This window comes from uncultured Enterovirga sp. (assembly GCF_964242715.1).
Lineage (GTDB): Bacteria > Pseudomonadota > Alphaproteobacteria > Rhizobiales > Beijerinckiaceae > Enterovirga.
Window position 1 is genome coordinate 113359 of the sequence record NZ_CAXTAZ010000003.1, and the last position, 15399, is coordinate 128757.

Annotated in this window: 17 protein-coding genes; 8 read left to right on the forward strand and 9 right to left on the reverse strand. The window is 70.2% G+C overall.

Annotated features, from left to right (window positions below; all coding sequences use genetic code 11):
• Positions 1-76: 76 nt before the first annotated feature.
• The 3 genes from ACFE87_RS02835 to ACFE87_RS02845 are packed head-to-tail and all read left to right on the forward strand — an operon-like array spanning position 77 to position 1432.
• The gene (locus ACFE87_RS02835) at positions 77-523 is read left to right on the forward strand and encodes a DUF4112 domain-containing protein (RefSeq protein ID WP_375458093.1); all 447 of its coding nucleotides are present in this window, start codon (positions 77-79) and stop codon (positions 521-523) included.
• A complete protein-coding gene (locus ACFE87_RS02840; RefSeq protein WP_375458094.1) occupies positions 520-948 on the forward strand; it encodes a hypothetical protein in 429 nt (142 codons plus the stop codon). The genes ACFE87_RS02835 and ACFE87_RS02840 overlap by 4 nt, the downstream gene beginning before the upstream one ends.
• Before the next feature lie 7 nt (positions 949-955).
• Positions 956-1432: a tRNA (cytidine(34)-2'-O)-methyltransferase gene (locus ACFE87_RS02845; RefSeq protein WP_375458095.1), complete on the forward strand. Its 477-nt coding sequence runs from the start codon at positions 956-958 to the stop codon at positions 1430-1432.
• A 9-nt stretch (positions 1433-1441) separates the two neighbouring features.
• Here ACFE87_RS02845 and ACFE87_RS02850 read toward each other — a convergent pair whose 3' ends face one another.
• From ACFE87_RS02850 to chpT, 6 genes are all read right to left on the reverse strand, one after another.
• Complete coding sequence (locus ACFE87_RS02850) at positions 1442-2290, reverse strand: CheR family methyltransferase (protein WP_375458096.1); 849 nt, start codon at positions 2288-2290, stop codon at positions 1442-1444.
• Positions 2287-3366: a chemotaxis-specific protein-glutamate methyltransferase CheB gene (gene cheB, locus ACFE87_RS02855; protein WP_375458097.1), complete on the reverse strand. Its 1080-nt coding sequence runs from the start codon at positions 3364-3366 to the stop codon at positions 2287-2289. The genes ACFE87_RS02850 and cheB overlap by 4 nt, the downstream gene beginning before the upstream one ends.
• Positions 3367-3448: 82 nt before the next feature.
• Positions 3449-3814: a PleD family two-component system response regulator gene (locus ACFE87_RS02860; RefSeq protein WP_375458098.1), complete on the reverse strand. Its 366-nt coding sequence runs from the start codon at positions 3812-3814 to the stop codon at positions 3449-3451.
• 18 nt (positions 3815-3832) lie between these two features.
• Complete coding sequence (locus ACFE87_RS02865; RefSeq protein ID WP_375458099.1) at positions 3833-4312, reverse strand: chemotaxis protein CheW; 480 nt, start codon at positions 4310-4312, stop codon at positions 3833-3835.
• On the reverse strand, positions 4309-6870 hold the full coding sequence (locus tag ACFE87_RS02870; protein WP_375458178.1) for a chemotaxis protein CheW: 2562 nt from the start codon (positions 6868-6870) through the stop codon (positions 4309-4311). The genes ACFE87_RS02865 and ACFE87_RS02870 overlap by 4 nt, the downstream gene beginning before the upstream one ends.
• Positions 6871-7032: 162 nt before the next feature.
• A complete protein-coding gene (gene chpT, locus ACFE87_RS02875; protein ID WP_375458100.1) occupies positions 7033-7674 on the reverse strand; it encodes a histidine phosphotransferase ChpT in 642 nt (213 codons plus the stop codon).
• A gap of 179 nt (positions 7675-7853) precedes the next feature.
• Here chpT and ACFE87_RS02880 point away from each other — a divergent pair, with 179 nt between their 5' ends.
• Positions 7854-8705, forward strand: a complete 852-nt coding sequence (locus ACFE87_RS02880) for a 3'(2'),5'-bisphosphate nucleotidase CysQ (protein ID WP_375458101.1) — start codon at positions 7854-7856, stop codon at positions 8703-8705.
• On the opposite strand, the gene ACFE87_RS02885 is transcribed toward ACFE87_RS02880, so the two are convergent.
• Entirely contained in the window at positions 8680-9135 is a 456-nt protein-coding gene (locus ACFE87_RS02885; protein ID WP_375458102.1) for a YHS domain-containing (seleno)protein, read from the reverse strand. The genes ACFE87_RS02880 and ACFE87_RS02885 overlap by 26 nt on opposite strands.
• A gap of 185 nt (positions 9136-9320) precedes the next feature.
• On the opposite strand from ACFE87_RS02885, the gene ACFE87_RS02890 reads away from it, so the two are divergent.
• Both ACFE87_RS02890 and ACFE87_RS02895 read left to right on the forward strand, forming a co-directional pair.
• Complete coding sequence (locus tag ACFE87_RS02890) at positions 9321-9902, forward strand: DUF1134 domain-containing protein (protein ID WP_375458103.1); 582 nt, start codon at positions 9321-9323, stop codon at positions 9900-9902.
• 230 nt (positions 9903-10132) lie between these two features.
• On the forward strand, positions 10133-10918 hold the full coding sequence (locus ACFE87_RS02895; protein ID WP_375458104.1) for an SDR family oxidoreductase: 786 nt from the start codon (positions 10133-10135) through the stop codon (positions 10916-10918).
• Between the two features lie 39 nt (positions 10919-10957).
• Here the strand turns inward: ACFE87_RS02895 and ACFE87_RS02900 are convergent, their stop codons facing one another.
• Positions 10958-12127 (reverse strand): epoxide hydrolase family protein, encoded by a 1170-nt coding sequence (locus ACFE87_RS02900; RefSeq protein ID WP_375458105.1) that lies wholly within the window; start codon positions 12125-12127, stop codon positions 10958-10960.
• A gap of 163 nt (positions 12128-12290) precedes the next feature.
• Here ACFE87_RS02900 and ACFE87_RS02905 point away from each other — a divergent pair, with 163 nt between their 5' ends.
• The gene (locus ACFE87_RS02905; protein ID WP_375458106.1) at positions 12291-13070 is read left to right on the forward strand and encodes a DUF4394 domain-containing protein; all 780 of its coding nucleotides are present in this window, start codon (positions 12291-12293) and stop codon (positions 13068-13070) included.
• A gap of 94 nt (positions 13071-13164) precedes the next feature.
• Here the strand turns inward: ACFE87_RS02905 and ACFE87_RS02910 are convergent, their stop codons facing one another.
• Positions 13165-13923, reverse strand: coding sequence for an SDR family oxidoreductase (locus tag ACFE87_RS02910; protein WP_375458107.1), 759 nt, complete (start codon positions 13921-13923; stop codon positions 13165-13167).
• Positions 13924-14006: 83 nt separating this feature from the next.
• Here ACFE87_RS02910 and ACFE87_RS02915 point away from each other — a divergent pair, with 83 nt between their 5' ends.
• Positions 14007-15371 carry an NAD(P)/FAD-dependent oxidoreductase gene (locus tag ACFE87_RS02915; protein ID WP_375458108.1) on the forward strand — a complete coding sequence of 455 codons (1365 nt, stop codon included), beginning with the start codon at positions 14007-14009 and terminating at the stop codon, positions 15369-15371.
• The last annotated feature ends 28 nt before the right edge of the window (positions 15372-15399 follow it).

A 15399-nucleotide genomic window follows, 5' to 3' on the forward strand; every position in this document is an offset into this window, starting at 1 on the left:
ATATCCTTGTGCGACCGAGGAGGCGGGGCCACATCCCGTGCCGTCGCGGTCCATCCGCGACAGGAGATTCTCGATCATGGCTGGGCCCTATTCCGCGTTCATCGAACGTCCGATCGCCGCCTCGGCGAGCCGGGCCGAGACGCTCGCGCGGCTCGACGCCTTGTCGCGCCTGCTCGATACGGCCTTCGTCGTGCCGGGAACCAGGATCCGCTTCGGCGTCGACGGCCTGATCGGCCTCGTCCCGGGCGTCGGCGACCTGATCTCGGCCGCCCTGTCGACCTACCTGATCTGGGAAGCGCGACGGCTCGGTCTTCCGGTCTGGAAGATCGGCCGCATGGTCGCGAACGTGGTCTTCGACACCGCGATCGGGGCGGTTCCGATCCTCGGGGATGCGGCCGACGTGCTGTTCAAGGCAAACCGCCGCAACATGCGGATCATCCGCGAGCATCTGGAGCAGCATGGCGGCATGGCCGAGCCCGGCGTGATCGACGCCGAGTATCGCGTGGTGGAGCCGTCGCGATGAGCCGCCTCGTCTGGACCTTCGGCTGGATCGGCGTCGCGGTCTGGTCGCTCGTCTGCGCGGCGGTCTACGGCGTCTTCGACCTGGTCGGCCGCCTCCTCTCCCGCAACGCCGACACGTTCGCGACCGATCCGACCACCGTCGAGTGGCTCTGGCGCGTGCTGAATTTCCTGCACAGCCTGTCGACCGGCGCGGTCGTGGTCGCCTGGGCCGTCGTCTCCCTCCTGATCCTCGCGGTGCCGTGGGTCCTCGACCGCATGCTAGGCGCTCCGGAACGGGGCCATGTCACGGCCCGCTACCGGACCGGAGGACCAATGGGGCGCGACGACGGCGTCATCGATCTGGCGCCGGACCAGTACAGCGTCGGACCTGCCCCCGGCCGGTCCCCGCCCCCAGGCCCGGCGCCGCGCATCTCGCCGCGCAGCTGAGCCCGGCGTGCGGCTCGCGCTGTACCAGCCCGAGATTCCGCAGAATGCCGGGACGCTGATGCGGATGGCGGCCTGTCTCGGGCTCGCCGTCGACCTGATCGAGCCTGCGGGCTTCGATGCTTCGGACCGCAACCTGCGGCGGGCCGGCCTCGACTATCTCGAGGCGCTCGAACTCGTGCGGCACACATCCTTCGCCACCTTCGATGAGGCAAGGCGGGCGCAGGGACGCCGGCTCGTTCTCGCTTCGACCCACGCCGGGCTGCCCTATTGGGAGCACGGCTTCCGGGCCGACGACGTCCTCATGGTCGGGCGTGAATCGGCCGGCGTTCCGGACAATGTGCATGACACGGCGGACGCCCGGGTCGTGATCCCGATGCGGGCCGGCCTGCGCTCGCTGAACGTGGCGGTGGCGGCCGCGATGATCGTCGGCGAGGCGCTCCGGCAGGTTGAAGGATGGCCAGGCGCCGACCCGGACAACGCGTGAGCCCGTTTCTTAGCCGGTCGCCTCGAGCAGAGCCGGAGCCTGGTGCGAGTTCAGGACCGAGAAGCCGCGCGCAGCCGGATCGGGGATGAATGCGCCCGAGAGCCCGTGCGGCGTTTCCGTGGCCCCGAGGCAGAGAACCCCGTCCGGCGCCAGCACGCCCGCGAGTTTCGCGAGCAGCCGCGCCTTCGTCGGCCCGTCGAGATAGATCAACAGGTTCCGGCACAGGACGAGGTCGAACCGGCCGAGCGGGCGCATGTCGTCCAGAATGTTGAAGGTCCGAAATTCCACCGCCCGGCGCAGGGCCGGCGACACCGTCCATCCCTCGCTACCTTGCGTGAAATGCTGGAGCAGGCTGCGGATCGGCAATCCGCGCTGGACCTCGAATTGCGAATAGGTCCCGGTGCGGGCCCGGGCCAGCACGGCCTCCGACAGATCGGTCCCGAGGATCGTGACCTGCCAGCCTGACAGACCGGGAGCCGGGAGGTCGGCCAGCAGCATGGCGACCGAATAGGCCTCTTGGCCGGTCGAGGCCGCCGCCGACCAGATCCGAAGCCGCCGTACCCGGCCCCGCGCCGCGACCAGCCGGGGCAGGACGACCGATTTCAGCGTCTCGAAGGTCGCACGGTCCCGGAAGAACATCGTTTCGTGCGTCGCCATCGCGTCGAGAACGGCCTGGCTGAGCGCGCCGTCCTCGCGTTGCATCAGCCTGCCGATGAGCGCCCCGGCCGAATCCAGGCCGGCGGCCCGCCACACCGGGCGGAGCCGGCTCTCGGCGAGGTAGCGCCGCTCCACCTGGAGATCGAGGCCCGACCGTTCGCGCAGGAAGCGGCGCAGAAAGGCGAATTCGTCGGCGGTCACGCTACGGCTCGCGAGAGCGGCAGGGCCGGAGCGGCGGCAGGGCCGAGGCGCGCCTCGAGCGCCGCCGCGATGCCCTCGAGCGGCAACACGCTTCGGGCGAGCCGGGCGCGGGCGATGCTGCCCGGCATGCCCCAGACGACCGAACTCGCCTCGTCCTGCACGACCACGGTCCCGCCGACGGCGGCGAATGCCCGAGCGCCCTCGAGCCCGTCGCTGCCCATTCCGGTCAGGATCGCGGCCAAGGCCCCGGCACCGTAAATCTCGGCTGCGTCCCGCATCAGGATGTCGACGGCGGGGCGGCAATGGGAGACAGCCGGTCCATCGTCGAGACGGATGGCGGGAGCGCCGGAGGCGGTGCGGGCGAGACCCATATGTCGGCCTCCCGGCGCAACATAGACGCGCCCTGGCTCGACCGGCTCGCCGTCCCGTGCCTCAGCGGCGGCAAGTCCTGTCTCAGCCGCGATGTGACCGGCGAAGACCGCCGTGAAGATCGGGGGCATGTGTTGCACGACGAGGATCGGAACACGGGGCCCGGACAGTCCGCGGAGCACCTCGATCACCGCCCGCGGCCCGCCGGTCGAGGCGGCGATCAGGATGACCTGCGCCCGCGAGGGCGAGCGGTCGCGGAGCGCCACGAATTCGGCGGTCCCGGACGGGACCGGGCTGCCAAGGCCGTCCGGCCGGCGGCAGCGGCCGGCAAGGCCTTCGAGCTTCGCCATGAGCTCGGTCCGGAACGTAGCCGAGACCGTGAGCTTCTTCGAGCCGGACGGTTTCGCCAGATAATCCACGGCGCCCACGGACAGGCACCGGAGCGAGATCTCGGCATTCCGCTGCGTCAGGGTCGAGACGATCACGACCGACATGCCGGGACGCGCCCGCAAGAGCAGCGGCAGGGTCGCCATGCCGTCCAGCACCGGCATGTCCAGGTCGAGGAGGACGACGTCCGGCTGAGCCTCTTCGAGCGTATCGAGCGCGATGCGGCCATTCGCGGCCACGCCCACGACGGAGAAGCCCGGCTCTTCCGAAATCCAGCGCGCGACGAGGCCCCGCACCACGGCGGAGTCGTCGACGATCATCACCCGAACCGGGCGATTCGCGCCGGAGCCTTGTCCCGGCGCGGGTTGCGTCATCGGCATCTCGGGGCCCGTCTGCCGGGACTCAGACCACGCCCACGTCCTGCAGCTTCGCCGTCATGATCTCGCGGTCGAAGGGCTTCATCACGTATTCGTCGGCACCCGCATGGATGGCGCGCGCGATCGAGGCGACGTCGTTCTCGGTCGTGCAGAACACGACCTTCGGGAAGTCGCCGCCCGGCATGCGGCGCAGCTCGCGGAGGAATTCGTAGCCGTCCATGACCGGCATGTTCCAGTCGAGGAGAACGGCGTCCGGCATCTCCTGGCGGCAGACCGTGAGGGCCTGCTCGCCATCCTCCGCTTCGGAGGTCCGCAGCGAGAGCCCTTCCATGATCCGCTTCGCGACTTTCCGGATGACGGCCGAGTCGTCGACGATGAGGCAATGTTTCATGGCTGGTCTCCGGACGGGTCAGGCAGCGATCGCGGCGCGACCGGGGTCGAGAACCGCCTCGACGTCCATGACGACGAGCAGGCGGTCGGGAAGCGGGTGGATTCCGCGGCTGAGCGAGGCCCAGCGGGCGGGAAGATGGACGGGATTGTCGTCGAGATCGGAGCTCGCGAGCTGGATCACCTCGCCGACGGAATCGACGAGGAGCCCGAAACACTCGCCCGCGAACTCGATCCCGACCGCCATCCGGCGTTCCGGATCCCCGCCCTGAGAAAGGCCGAGGCGGCGTCGGAGATCGATCACGGTCAGAACCCGGCCGCGGAGGTTGACGAGGCCTGCGATCTCGGGCGCGGCCAGCGGCACCCGGGTCAGGCCCGACACGACGAAGACGTCGCGGACATGCTCGATCGGCAGCGCGAAGAGTTGCTCGCTCACCGCAAGCGTGACATAGGTCGAGAGGGGCGAGGCATCGTGCAGCGGTTCGGCGGCGCTCGAGCTCATGCCGCGAGGTCCAGATCGGCTTCCGCCTCGGAGAGCGCCGCCATGAGCCCGCTCCGGTCGAACTTGGCGACCACGTCGTAGACGTCGAGCGCACGGGCGCGGTCCAGGATCTCGGGGCCGGCCGCGGCTGCGAGGAGCACCACGGTCGCGTGCCGCGTGGCTGGCTGCCGGCGCAGCTCCTCGACGAGGTCGAGCCCGCCGCGATCCGGAAGGTCGAGATCCGTCACGAGCGCGTCGACCGGGTGGCGGGCCAGGATCCGAAGCGCCTCGGCGACGCTCGCGGCGGTGCAGACCCGGAAGCCTGCGGCTTTCAGGACGGGCGCCAGCATGTCGCGAAAGAAGGCGTTGTCGTCGACGAGGAGGAGCGAGCGTCGCGCGGCAGCCGCCGCTTCCGGCTCCGGTCGCTCGAGCATCGACGGGACGTAATGGGCGATGTCGACGATCTCGGTCGGCCTCCCCTGGACGATCGCGCAGCCAGCGAGGTCGGGCCGGCCCGAGACGGGGTCGACGTCGAGTTCGGATTCGATCACGTCCACGATCTCGTGGACGGCGAGTGCGATGTGACGGCCGCCTTCCGTCACGACGATCAGCGGCTGAATGCCCTCCCGGCGAAGCCGGCCAGGACCGTCAAGCGAAATGATCGGCATGAGACGCCCGCGATAGGGCAGGGTCGGGCGACCGCCGACCTCTTCGATCGCGGCCGCGTCCACCTCTTCGAGCCGGGTCACGACGGAGAGCGGCAGGGCCTTCAGGACGCGATCCGCGCCCCGGAAGACGAGCAGCGTCACGGTCTCGGCGACCTCCGTCATTGCCTCCGTCCCGCCCTGGACGTCCGCGAGTCCGCGCAGAAGCTCGGAGCCTGCGGCGCGCGCGATCCCGTTCGGATCGACGATCAGGACGATGGCGCCGTCGCCCAGGATCGTATTCCCCGAAAACACGGCAAGGTGCCGGAGCCGCGAGGCCATGGGCTTGACCACGATCTCCTCGGTCTCGAGCACGGACGCGACGAGGAGACCGAAGCGCTGCCGCCCGACCTGCAGCACCACGACGAAGCCGGCGTCTGTCTCCGCGCCGTCCTGCCCGAGCCCGAGAAGGCCGGCGAGGTCGATGACGGGGAGGAGTTCGCTCCGCAGCCGGATCACGGCCGCCCCGTGGATGCGCTCGAGCCGGGTATCCGACTCCGGTCGCGCGTGGACGAGTTCCACCACGGCGCCCTGCGGCAGGGCGAAACGCTGCCCGCCGGCCTCGATGATCAGCGCCGGGACGATCGCGAGCGTCAGCGGGATCTTGATCGTGAACAGGGCGCCCCGGCCGGGCCCCGAGGAGATCTCGACCGTACCGCCGATGGCCGCGATGTTCGTCAGCACCACGTCCATGCCGACGCCGCGCCCCGAGACGGCGCTGACGGCGTCCTGGGTCGAGAAGCCGGGGTGGAAGATCAGCTTCGCGATCTGGTCGTCGCCCATCCGGTCGAGATCGGCGGCGGGGACGAGGCCGAGGCCCGCGGCCCTGCGCCGGATGGCGGCATGGTCGAGCCCGCGGCCGTCATCCGCCATCTCGATCGTGATCGTGCCGCCCTCGTGGAAGGCGTTGAGCCGGATCGTGCCGTGAGCGGGCTTGCCTTGCCGCACGCGGAAATCGGGCGGTTCGATGCCGTGATCGACCGAGTTCCTGACCATGTGGGTCAGGGGATCGCGGATGAGCTCCAGGATCTGCCGGTCGAGCTCGGTCTCGGCGCCGGACATCACGAGCTCGACCTTCTTGCCGAGTTCCGGGGCGAGATCTCGCACGATGCGGGGCAGCTTCGCCCAGGCGGAGCCGATCGGCTGCATCCGGGTCTTCATGATCCCGTCCTGCAATTCCGCCGTCACATGCGACAGGCGCTGCAGGGGGATGCTGAAGCCGCCCTCCCCGTCCGTGCGGCGGGCGAGGTCGAGAAGCTGGTTCCGGGTGAGAACGAGTTCGGAGACCATCGTCATCAGATGTTCGAGCGTGTCGAGCGCGACCCGGATGGTCTGCCCGCGCCCGACGCCGGGCTCCGCGGGGTCGGTCCGTGCAGCCGGAGGAGCCGCGGCGGGGACCTGGACGTCCGGGCCCGGGGCGGCCTGGAACGCCCGCTCCAGCTCTTCCAGCGACACCTGGACCGGGCCGCCGCGGGAAGCGTCGGGGCGCTCCGGGCTTTCCCCAGCCGTGGCCGCGCTTTCCAGTCTGGCGATGATGTCGGAATCGGAGCCGTCCGGCTCCGCCGCCGCCCGGTCGAGGTCGGCCAGGATCATCTTGATCCTGTCGACCGTGGCAAGGATCAGGGTGACGGCGTCGGCCGTGACCGGCATGCCGTCGCGCAGCCGGCCCATCAGCGTCTCGGCCGCGTGGGCGAGGGCCTCGAGCCGCGGCAGGCCGAGGAAGCCGCAGGTGCCCTTGATCGTATGAACGAGGCGGAAGACGTTTCGCAGGATCGCGGCGTCCGACGGATTCTGTTCGAACCGGACCAGCTCGAGATCGACCGTGTCGAGGTGCTCGCCGGTCTCCGCCAGGAATTCGCGCAGCAGATCGTCCATGACGATCACGGGCCCACCTGAACTCAGCCATCGAGTTCGCGCGGACCATGGCGGGTCAACAGTTTACGTCGGGTTCACTCGGGGCGGCGAAATGGACCGCCGGCCTGCGCGACGCCAGGTGGCCGCGCGGAGCATGAGCGCGGAATGAAGTCGGGGGGGTTCTCAGGCCGAGGCGGCCGTGACCGTGACCGTGTCGTCCGCGATGGCGAGGCGGACGCTCATCGCGGCCGCGCGGGCGACGAGGCCGGTGTAATAGGGCTGGATCGCATGCGCATCGACGCTGCCGCCCTCGGGCTCGCCCGCCAGGAGCGCTTCGGCATGAGGCGGGATGCGGGCATTAATCCCCTTCGCCACCAGCGTGAAGAGCGAGGCCTCCTCGTCGCCCTCGACCGTCACCGAGATCGCACCGCCCCTCGGGATCGCTCCCGTCGCCAGCACCAGAAGATTGAGGAGAAGCTTCACGCGGTTCTTCGGCAGGAGGGCACGCGGAGCAGTCCAGGACAGCGTGATCTTCTCGTCCCCGTACATGCCCTTCGCGACCGCCTCGGCATCGCCGAGATCAATCGCCGCTCCGGCCGAACCCGCCGCCCCGAAGGCGAGCCGGGCGAATTGCAGCCGCGCCGAAGCCTGCCGGGCGCTCTTTCGGATCAGGTCGAGCGCGAATTCCTGCATGGCAGGATCGTTGTCCTCCTCCAGCACCTCGAGGCCGTTGACGATCGCGCCGACCGGGCTGATGACGTCGTGGCACACGCGCGAACAGACGAGCGCGGCGAGGTCGAGGGAATCCAGCGAGACGATGGCCATGGACCGACTCCAGCAAATGGCGGCGGGCCGTCGAATCGGCCAAACGTGACAGTTCCGATAACGAGGGGCCGCTGCCTTGGAAAGGCGCAGAGCCGACCCGCAGACGACGCGGCGCTCGCCATGTGGCTTCCCGGCCCGGTCGGGATGAGGCGTCGACCTCTCCGTCCCGGTCTCCTGCCATGAGCGAGCAGGGTTCGTCGACCCGGGATCACGACGGCGTCGCGCTCGTGCTGGCCGGCATCGCCGCCGAGGCCGGTCGTTTCCTCGCCGGCATCGACGACCGCACCGCAGGCCGGGTGACGAAACCCGACGGCTCCTCGTCCACGGCGGCCGACCTCGATTCCGAAGCGCTGATCCTCGCGCGCCTGGCAGCCGCCTTTCCGGGCATCCCGGTCGTGGCGGAGGAAGGCTCCGCAACCCTTGCGGCCGCGGGCCTGTTCTTCCTCGTCGACCCTCTCGACGGCACGCGCGACTACCTGACCGGAGCCGGGGAATATTCGGTCAACATCGCGCTCGTCTCCGGCGAGCGCCCCGTTGCGGCCGCCCTCGCCGTGCCCCCCCTCGGGCGGGTCTGGGCCGCCGGAACGCGGGCCGTCGTGGCGGAGGCCCGCCCGGATGGAGAGATCGGCCCGTGGCGTCCCGCGACCGTTCGGGCCTGCCCTCCGGACGGATGGGTCGCCCTCGGCTCGCGGCGTCACGGCGATGCCGAGACGGAGCGGTGCCTCGCGGCCCTCCCGATCGCCCGGCAGGTCACGGCGTCCTCGGCTGCGAAATTCTGCCTGATCGCCTCCGGCGAGGCCGATATCTACGTCCGCTGCGGGCCGACCATGGAATGGGATACCGCCGCCGGCGACCACATCCTGACCCGGGCCGGCGGTTCCGTGACGGGGCCCGATGGCCGGGCCCTCACCTACGGCCATGCCGACCGAGGCTATCTCAACGGACCCTTCGTGGCCCTTGCCGACCCCGCCCGGGCGGGCGACGTGAAACTGCCGGAGGTCGCGATCAATCCGCGACGAGCTCGCCCCTGATCCGGCTCCAGCCCCGTTCCGAGGCTGCGGGGCCGCCGTCATCGGCGAGAAAGCGCCTGCGGCCCTCTTCCGTCCGGAACAGGTAGAGCCGCCCCTCGCGCAGCGCGAAGAGGAGAGGATCGGCCGACACCACGCGGCCGCCGGCCGCCGCGATCGCGTCGTAGCCGCCGATCCGGGGCAGGAAGGCCGAGGGATCGCGCAGGAAGGCCGCCCGGTTCGCGCCGGAGCTGAAGCGCCAGGCGACGCCGGCGAACACCTCCTCGTGGGCCGCCACGCCCGGCAGCGCCCGCCCGTCCGCCTGGTAGGCGACCGGATCGTAACCGGAGAGGGCGAGGCCCGAGCGGCGGTCCGTGTCGATGAGTTCGGTCGTCCCCACCACGAACGGGAAGATGTGCGCCGCGCCTGCGGCCACGGGAGCCAGCAGAGCCAAGGCACAGCCAATGGCAGCTTGACGGAATAAGGACATCTTTAAGGATAAGGACCTAGATTTTGATCAGGGACGGCCTGTCTGCACGGCCTTCCCCGAACAGGACGTAAACGGCGGCCGCCGGACGTTCGTGCGCCTCCTGGCGCGCATTGGTCCCACGGGACGGCGGCCCAGCGAAGGAGACGCGCATGATCACCCGGCGCAGGCTCTCGGCCATGCTTCTCGGCACCTCGGCCGCGCTCGTCGCGGCGCCTGCCATCGCCCGTCCGCCCCGACCGGGCGAGCGGGAAACCTTCTCGTCCCGGGAACTCGTCGATTCCGGCCATGGCTTCTTCGGCAACGTGTCGCGCGGCCTCGCGCTCACGCTCGAAGAGGCGACCCGGCGTTGGGGCGAGCCGAACGGCTACATCCTCGGCCAGGAGGCCTCGGGCGCCTTCTTCGGCGGCCTCCGCTACGGCGAGGGTTCGATCTACACCCGCGGCAGCCGCGGCCAGCGCATCTATTGGCAGGGACCCTCGCTCGGTTTCGACATCGGCGGCGAGGGCGCCCGGCAGATGATGCTGATCTACAATCTCGACGCCATCCCGGCGATCTACCAGCGCTTTCTCGAACTCGACGGCTCCGCCTATTTCATCGCGGGCTTCGGCATGAGCGCGGCGACGGCGGACAACATGGTCGTGGTGCCGATCCGGTCCGGCGTCGGGCTCCGGCTCGGCGTGTCCCTGGGCTATCTGAAATTCAGCCCCGCCCCGACCTGGAACCCGTTCTGAGCGAGACGGACGACAAGGCCGCTCTCCGGGCCGAGATCGCGCGCCTGCAGCGGGAACTCGAAGCCCCGGAGGGACGGGACATCCCGCCGGCCGTGCTCCGGCGCCGGATCGATGCGCTCGCCGACCGCATCATCGCGTCCATCGAAGAGGCCGCCGGTTCTCCGCCGCGGCCGATTGCCGAGCCGGACGACGCGCGCTAAGCCGCCCCTCCCATTCGGAGACGCGGCACCATGGATTTTGGCCTCGACGGAAAGCGCGCCCTCGTCCTGTCGTCGAGCCGCGGGCTCGGCCGGGGCATCGCCGAGGCCCTTGCGGCCGAGGGCGCCGACGTCTTCATGACCGCCCGGAGCGAGGACAAGCTCAAGGCCGCGGCCGAGGCGATCAACGCCCGGGGGCGGGGCCGGGCCCAGTTCGCGGCCGCGGATCTCAAGGGTGCGGTGGACGAGATCCATGCCAAGGCCGTCGCCTCGCTCGGCGGCCCGATCGACATCCTGATCGCGAATACCGGCGGACCGCCGGCCGGGACCGCGCTCACCGTCGAGCCGGATAGCTGGGCGCCGCAATTCGAGGCGATGGTCGTGCCGGTGTTCCGGCTCGCCGCGCTCGTCCTCCCGGCGATGCGCGAGGCGAAGTTCGGCCGGATCGTGGTGGTCGCCTCGTCCGGCATCGTGCAGCCGATCCCGAATCTCGTCATGTCGAACGCGCTCCGCTCCTCGATCCTCGGTTGGGCGAAGACGCTCTCGGTCGAGGTCGCGAAGGACGGCGTCACCGTCAACATGATCCTGCCCGGCCGGATCGAGACCGACCGCACGGTCGAACTCGACGGCGCCAACGCGAAGCGCACCGGCAAGAGCGTCGAGGAGATCGCGGCGACCGCGCGGGCCGCGATCCCGGCCGGCCGCTACGGCGACGTGAAGGAATTCGCCGACGTCGCCTGTTTCCTCGCCTCCGCTCGCGCGAGCTACGTCACCGGCTCGACCATCCGGGTGGATGGCGGGGCGATCCGCTCGGTGTGAAGGCGCTCAGACTCGTTCGTCCCAGCGTAGGAGCTGGCGCTAAGACCGCAAGGGCCGGAAGAAGGCCCTGATCTCGTCGGCCAGCGCCTCCGGCTGCTCCATCGCGGCGAAATGGCCGCCGCGTTCCATCACGCTCCAGCGCCGGATGTCGGTGTAGGTCCGGGCCGCGAGACTCCGGGGCGGCCGCAGGATTTCGGTGGGGAACTGGCAATAGCCCGTCGGCACGTCGACGGTCGCGCCGTCCGGGACCGGCCAGGGCCCGTGCATGCGGGCATAGTAGGGCCAGAAGGACGAGCCGATCGCGCCCGTGAACCAGTAAAGCGAGATGTTCGACAGGATCTCGTCGCGGCTGAACACGCTCTCTACGTCGCCGCCGCAATCGGACCAGGCCCGGAATTTCTCGACGATCCAGGCCGCGAGCCCGGCCGGCGAATCCGTCATCGCGAAGCTGAGCGTCTGCGGACGGGTGCCCTGGATCCACTGGTAGCCGGTCTCCTCCTTCGTCCAACGGGTGAGTTCGCCAAAGTAGCGAGCCTCCTCCGGGGTCGGGTCGGCGACGGCCTGCGGGTCGCGCCGGAGCGGCATCAGGTTCATGTGGATGCCGAGGAGACGCTCCGGATAGCGGTAGCCGAGCCGCGACGTGATGAAGGAGCCCCAGTCGCCGCCCTGCGCGGCGAAGCGCCGGTAGCCCAGAACGTCGCCCATCAGGATGGCGAACAGGTCGGCCATCTCCTCCGCCCCGAAGCGCGGCTGGCCCGGCCGGAACGAGAGTCCGAAGCCCGGCAGCGAGGGCGCGATCACGGTAAAGGCATCGGCCGGGTCTCCCCCATAACGGGCCGGGTCCGTGAGGCGCGGGATAATCTCCAGGAACTCGAAGACCGAGCCCGGCCAGCCATGCGAGAGGAGCAGCGGGCAGGGATCCGGCCCGCGCCCCTCGACATGGAGGTAATGCAGGTCGATCCCGCCGAGCGGGACCCGGAATTGCGGCCAGGCATTCAGCCGCGCCTCGGCCTTCCGCCAGTCGAAGCCGTCCCGCCAATAGCCGACGAGGTCGCGGAGATAGGCGACGTCGGTGCCGTAGGCCCAGGGCTCTCCCGGCGCCTGGTCGGGAAAGCGCGTGCGGGCCAGCCGTTCGCGCAGGTCGGCCAGATCCTCGTCCGGAACATGGAGCGTGAAGGGCTGCGGCTCGGGGGTGGTCCCGTGGCTCATGATGCTCGTCCCCAAGACCCGAGGGTCGTTAGCCTGCTTCCATCCTTCGGGAAAGCTGGCGATGGAGCCGGCCCGCGATGAAATCGCGACCCGGCTGCATCCGATCCCGTGGACCGCGGCTAACACCCCCGACAGCCCGTTGCGGCGTCAGAGGGAGACATCCATGCGAACCGGTATCCTCGCACTCACGCTTCTTGCCGGGACGGCGCTCGCCGGCACCGCGCAGGCAGAGACCGTCGCCGCGCTCGTCGGCAACGACACGCTCGTTCACGTCAACACCGAGACCAAGAAGGCCGAGAAGACCGTGAAGGTCACCGGGATCTCCGGCACGATCCTCGGCATCGACGTCCGGCCCGCGGACGGCATGCTCTACGCCGTCCTGTCCGACGGCGCGATCATGACCATCGACCCGATGTCGGGCGCGGCCACCGCGAAGTCGAAGCTCGACACGATGCTGGGCGCGGGCGTCACCGCGACGGTCGACTTCAACCCCGTCGCCGACCGCCTCCGCATCATCGGCTCTGACGGCATGAACCTCAGGGCCAATGTCGACGACGGCAAGGTCACCAAGGACGGCCAGCTCAAATTCGCCGATGCCGACACGATGAAGGGCAAGACCCCGAAGGTCGTTGCGGGCGCCTACACGAACTCGATGAAGGGCTCCAAGGAAACCGTGCTGTTCGACATCGACGCCTCGGGCGCGCTCCTGAAACAGGCTCCCCCGAACGACGGCGTGCTGAACACGGTGGGCATGCTCGGCATGTCGGGCGAGGCCGTCTCCTTCGACATCATGTCGGACGGCAAGGGCGGCAACGCGGCCTGGGCCATGGCGGGCGACACCCTCTACAGCGTCGACCTCGCGACCGGTAAGGGCACGATGGCGGCCAAGATCACGGGCGTCAGCGGCACGGTACGGGACATCGCGATCCTGCCGAAGATGTAGTCAGCCCGGGCCGCTGCTCCGCTCTCCCCGGCGAAAGCCGAGGTCCAGCCCCTGCCCTGGATACCGGTTTCCGTCGGTATGAGCGGACAGCTGCCTACAGCTTTATGCCCTCCAGATAGCCGCGGTTCCAGGTCGGGCTCATCAGGATCTCGTTCAGGCAGACCGAGGCCGGCATGCGGGCGACGAACAGGATCGTCTCCGCCATGTCCTCCGCCTGCAGCATGCGGGCGCGGTCCTCGGCGGTCACCGGCACCGGCCGCTTGTCGAGGATCGGCGTCGCGACCTCGCCCGGGCAGATGCAGCAGGACCGGATGCCGTGGCCGCATTCCTCCTGGTTCAGGCTCTCGGACAGCGCGACGAGGCCGTGTTTCGCGGCCGCATAGGCCGGGCCGGTCAGCTTCGACACATAGCGGCCCGCCCAGGACGAGATCTGGATGATCAGGCCGCCGCCCTGCTGCCGCATCATCGGCAGCACCGCGCGCGAGGCGTAGAAGGGACCGTTCAGGTCTGCCGCGATGACGGTATCGATGCCGTCCGTGCTGAGTTCCTGCCAGCTGCGCTTGGGCACGTTGAGCCCGGCCGAATTCACCAGGATATCGCAGCGGCCATATTCGGACCGGATCGTCTCGCAGACAGCCTCGACCTCGGCCGCGCGGGCCATATCGGCTGGCGCCACGCTCGCCGCCCCGCCCGCCTCCCGGCACAGCTTCGCCGTCTCCTCCAGCGCTTCGGCCCGCCGCCCCGTGAGCACGAGCTTCACCCCCTCACGGGCGAAGGCGACCGCGGCCACCTGGCCGATGCCGGACCCGGCTCCCGTGATCCAGGCGACCTCGCCCTCGATGCTGCGCAGCATGTTCTCGTCCTCTAGCGGGTCGGCCCGCTGAGACAGCGTAGAGCCGGGCGGGGTTGTCGACCAGGGAGGAGATCGCCAGACAGATGCTTGCCATCCTCCGCGCCGGGCGAAGGCTCTCGATTCGGACTCGCCGGTCCACGCTGCAAGGTCTCGCGATGCCGTCCTCCGACCAGAGCTTCACGACGTCGCTATGGTGTGCGAGCGCCAAGGAGCCGCCCCGGCCGGTCCGGCGGCTCGAGGGCGACCGGAGCGTGGACGTGGCCGTCATCGGCGGCGGCAATGCCGGCTGCTCGGCCGCCCTGCATCTCGCGGAAGGCGGCGCGACCGTGGCCCTTCTGGAAGCGCGCGAGATCGGCTTCGGGGCCTCCGGCCGGAATGGCGGCCAAGTGATCCCCGGCCTGAAGCTCGAACCCGATGCGCTCGAGGCAACCTTCGGGCCGGAGCGAGGGTCCCGGCTGGCGGACTTGGCGAGCGGCGCGGCCGATCGCGTCTTCGATCTCGTCGAGCGCCACGGCATCGCCTGCGACCCGGTCCGGGCGGGCTGGATCCAGGGCGCGCATGCGCTGCCGGCGCTCCCCGCCGTGCAGGCCCGGGCCGCGCAATGGCAACGTCGGGGCGTGCCGCTCAGAATGCTCGACGCAGGCGAGATCGCGGGGCTGACCGGCACCAACCAGTATGTGGGCGGCTGGATTGATCCCCGGGCCGGCACCATCCAGCCGCTCGCCTATGTGCGCGGCCTCGCCCGCGCGGCCGAACGGGCCGGGGCGTCGGTGTACCAGGAGACCGCCGTCCGACGCCTGGCGCGACAGGGCGCGGAGTGGCGGATCGAGACTGAGCGGGGCCGGCTCGTTGCCAGGTCGGTCGTGCTTGCGACCGACGCCTATTCGGACGGGCTCTGGCCCGGCCTGTCGTGCACCTTCCTGACCGTGCAGAGCATCTTGGTCGCGACGGAGCCGCTGCCGGCCAACGTCCTGGAGACGATCCTGCCGACCCGGGCCTGCGCCTCCGAGACCCGCAAGCTCGCCTTCTATTTCCGGATCTCGCCCGACAACCGCTTTGTCCTCGGCGGCCGCGGCGCGGTCGGCCCGGCCGAGCGCGACAGCTACCGGCGCGGTCTGGAAGCCCGGATGCACCGCTTCTACCCGCAGCTCCGGGATAGCCGCGTCGCCTATTCCTGGTCCGGCCAGGTCGGGCTGACGCTCGATTCCATGATCCACCTGCACGAGCCGGAACCCGGCCTGCACATCCCGCTCGGCTACAACGGACGCGGCGTCGCCATGTCGACCGTGATGGGAGGGCTACTGGCCGACAAGCTCCTCGGCCGCGGCGACGACCTCTTTCCGGTCTCCGGCCTGTCGCCGATCCCCGGCCACGCCTTGCGGAAGCCCGGCATGACGCTCGGCATCGCCTATTACTGGCTCAAGGACCGGCTCGGCTACGCCTCCTGACTCGGAGCGCGGCCCGCCGACCCGGAAT

Coding starts and splice junctions, on each gene's coding strand:
- ACFE87_RS02895 (WP_375458104.1), top strand. CDS start 10,133: ATGGATTTTGGCCTCGACGGAAAGCGCGCCCTCGTCCTGTCGTCGAGC.
- ACFE87_RS02840 (WP_375458094.1), top strand. CDS start 520: ATGAGCCGCCTCGTCTGGACCTTCGGCTGGATCGGCGTCGCGGTCTGG.
- chpT (WP_375458100.1), bottom strand. CDS start 7,674: ATGGCCATCGTCTCGCTGGATTCCCTCGACCTCGCCGCGCTCGTCTGT.
- cheB (WP_375458097.1), bottom strand. CDS start 3,366: ATGATCGTCGACGACTCCGCCGTGGTGCGGGGCCTCGTCGCGCGCTGG.
- ACFE87_RS02835 (WP_375458093.1), top strand. CDS start 77: ATGGCTGGGCCCTATTCCGCGTTCATCGAACGTCCGATCGCCGCCTCG.
- ACFE87_RS02910 (WP_375458107.1), bottom strand. CDS start 13,923: ATGCTGCGCAGCATCGAGGGCGAGGTCGCCTGGATCACGGGAGCCGGG.
- ACFE87_RS02890 (WP_375458103.1), top strand. CDS start 9,321: ATGATCACCCGGCGCAGGCTCTCGGCCATGCTTCTCGGCACCTCGGCC.
- ACFE87_RS02870 (WP_375458178.1), bottom strand. CDS start 6,870: ATGGACGATCTGCTGCGCGAATTCCTGGCGGAGACCGGCGAGCACCTC.
- ACFE87_RS02905 (WP_375458106.1), top strand. CDS start 12,291: ATGCGAACCGGTATCCTCGCACTCACGCTTCTTGCCGGGACGGCGCTC.
- ACFE87_RS02880 (WP_375458101.1), top strand. CDS start 7,854: ATGAGCGAGCAGGGTTCGTCGACCCGGGATCACGACGGCGTCGCGCTC.
- ACFE87_RS02915 (WP_375458108.1), top strand. CDS start 14,007: ATGCTTGCCATCCTCCGCGCCGGGCGAAGGCTCTCGATTCGGACTCGC.
- ACFE87_RS02865 (WP_375458099.1), bottom strand. CDS start 4,312: ATGAGCTCGAGCGCCGCCGAACCGCTGCACGATGCCTCGCCCCTCTCG.
- ACFE87_RS02860 (WP_375458098.1), bottom strand. CDS start 3,814: ATGAAACATTGCCTCATCGTCGACGACTCGGCCGTCATCCGGAAAGTC.
- ACFE87_RS02900 (WP_375458105.1), bottom strand. CDS start 12,127: ATGAGCCACGGGACCACCCCCGAGCCGCAGCCCTTCACGCTCCATGTT.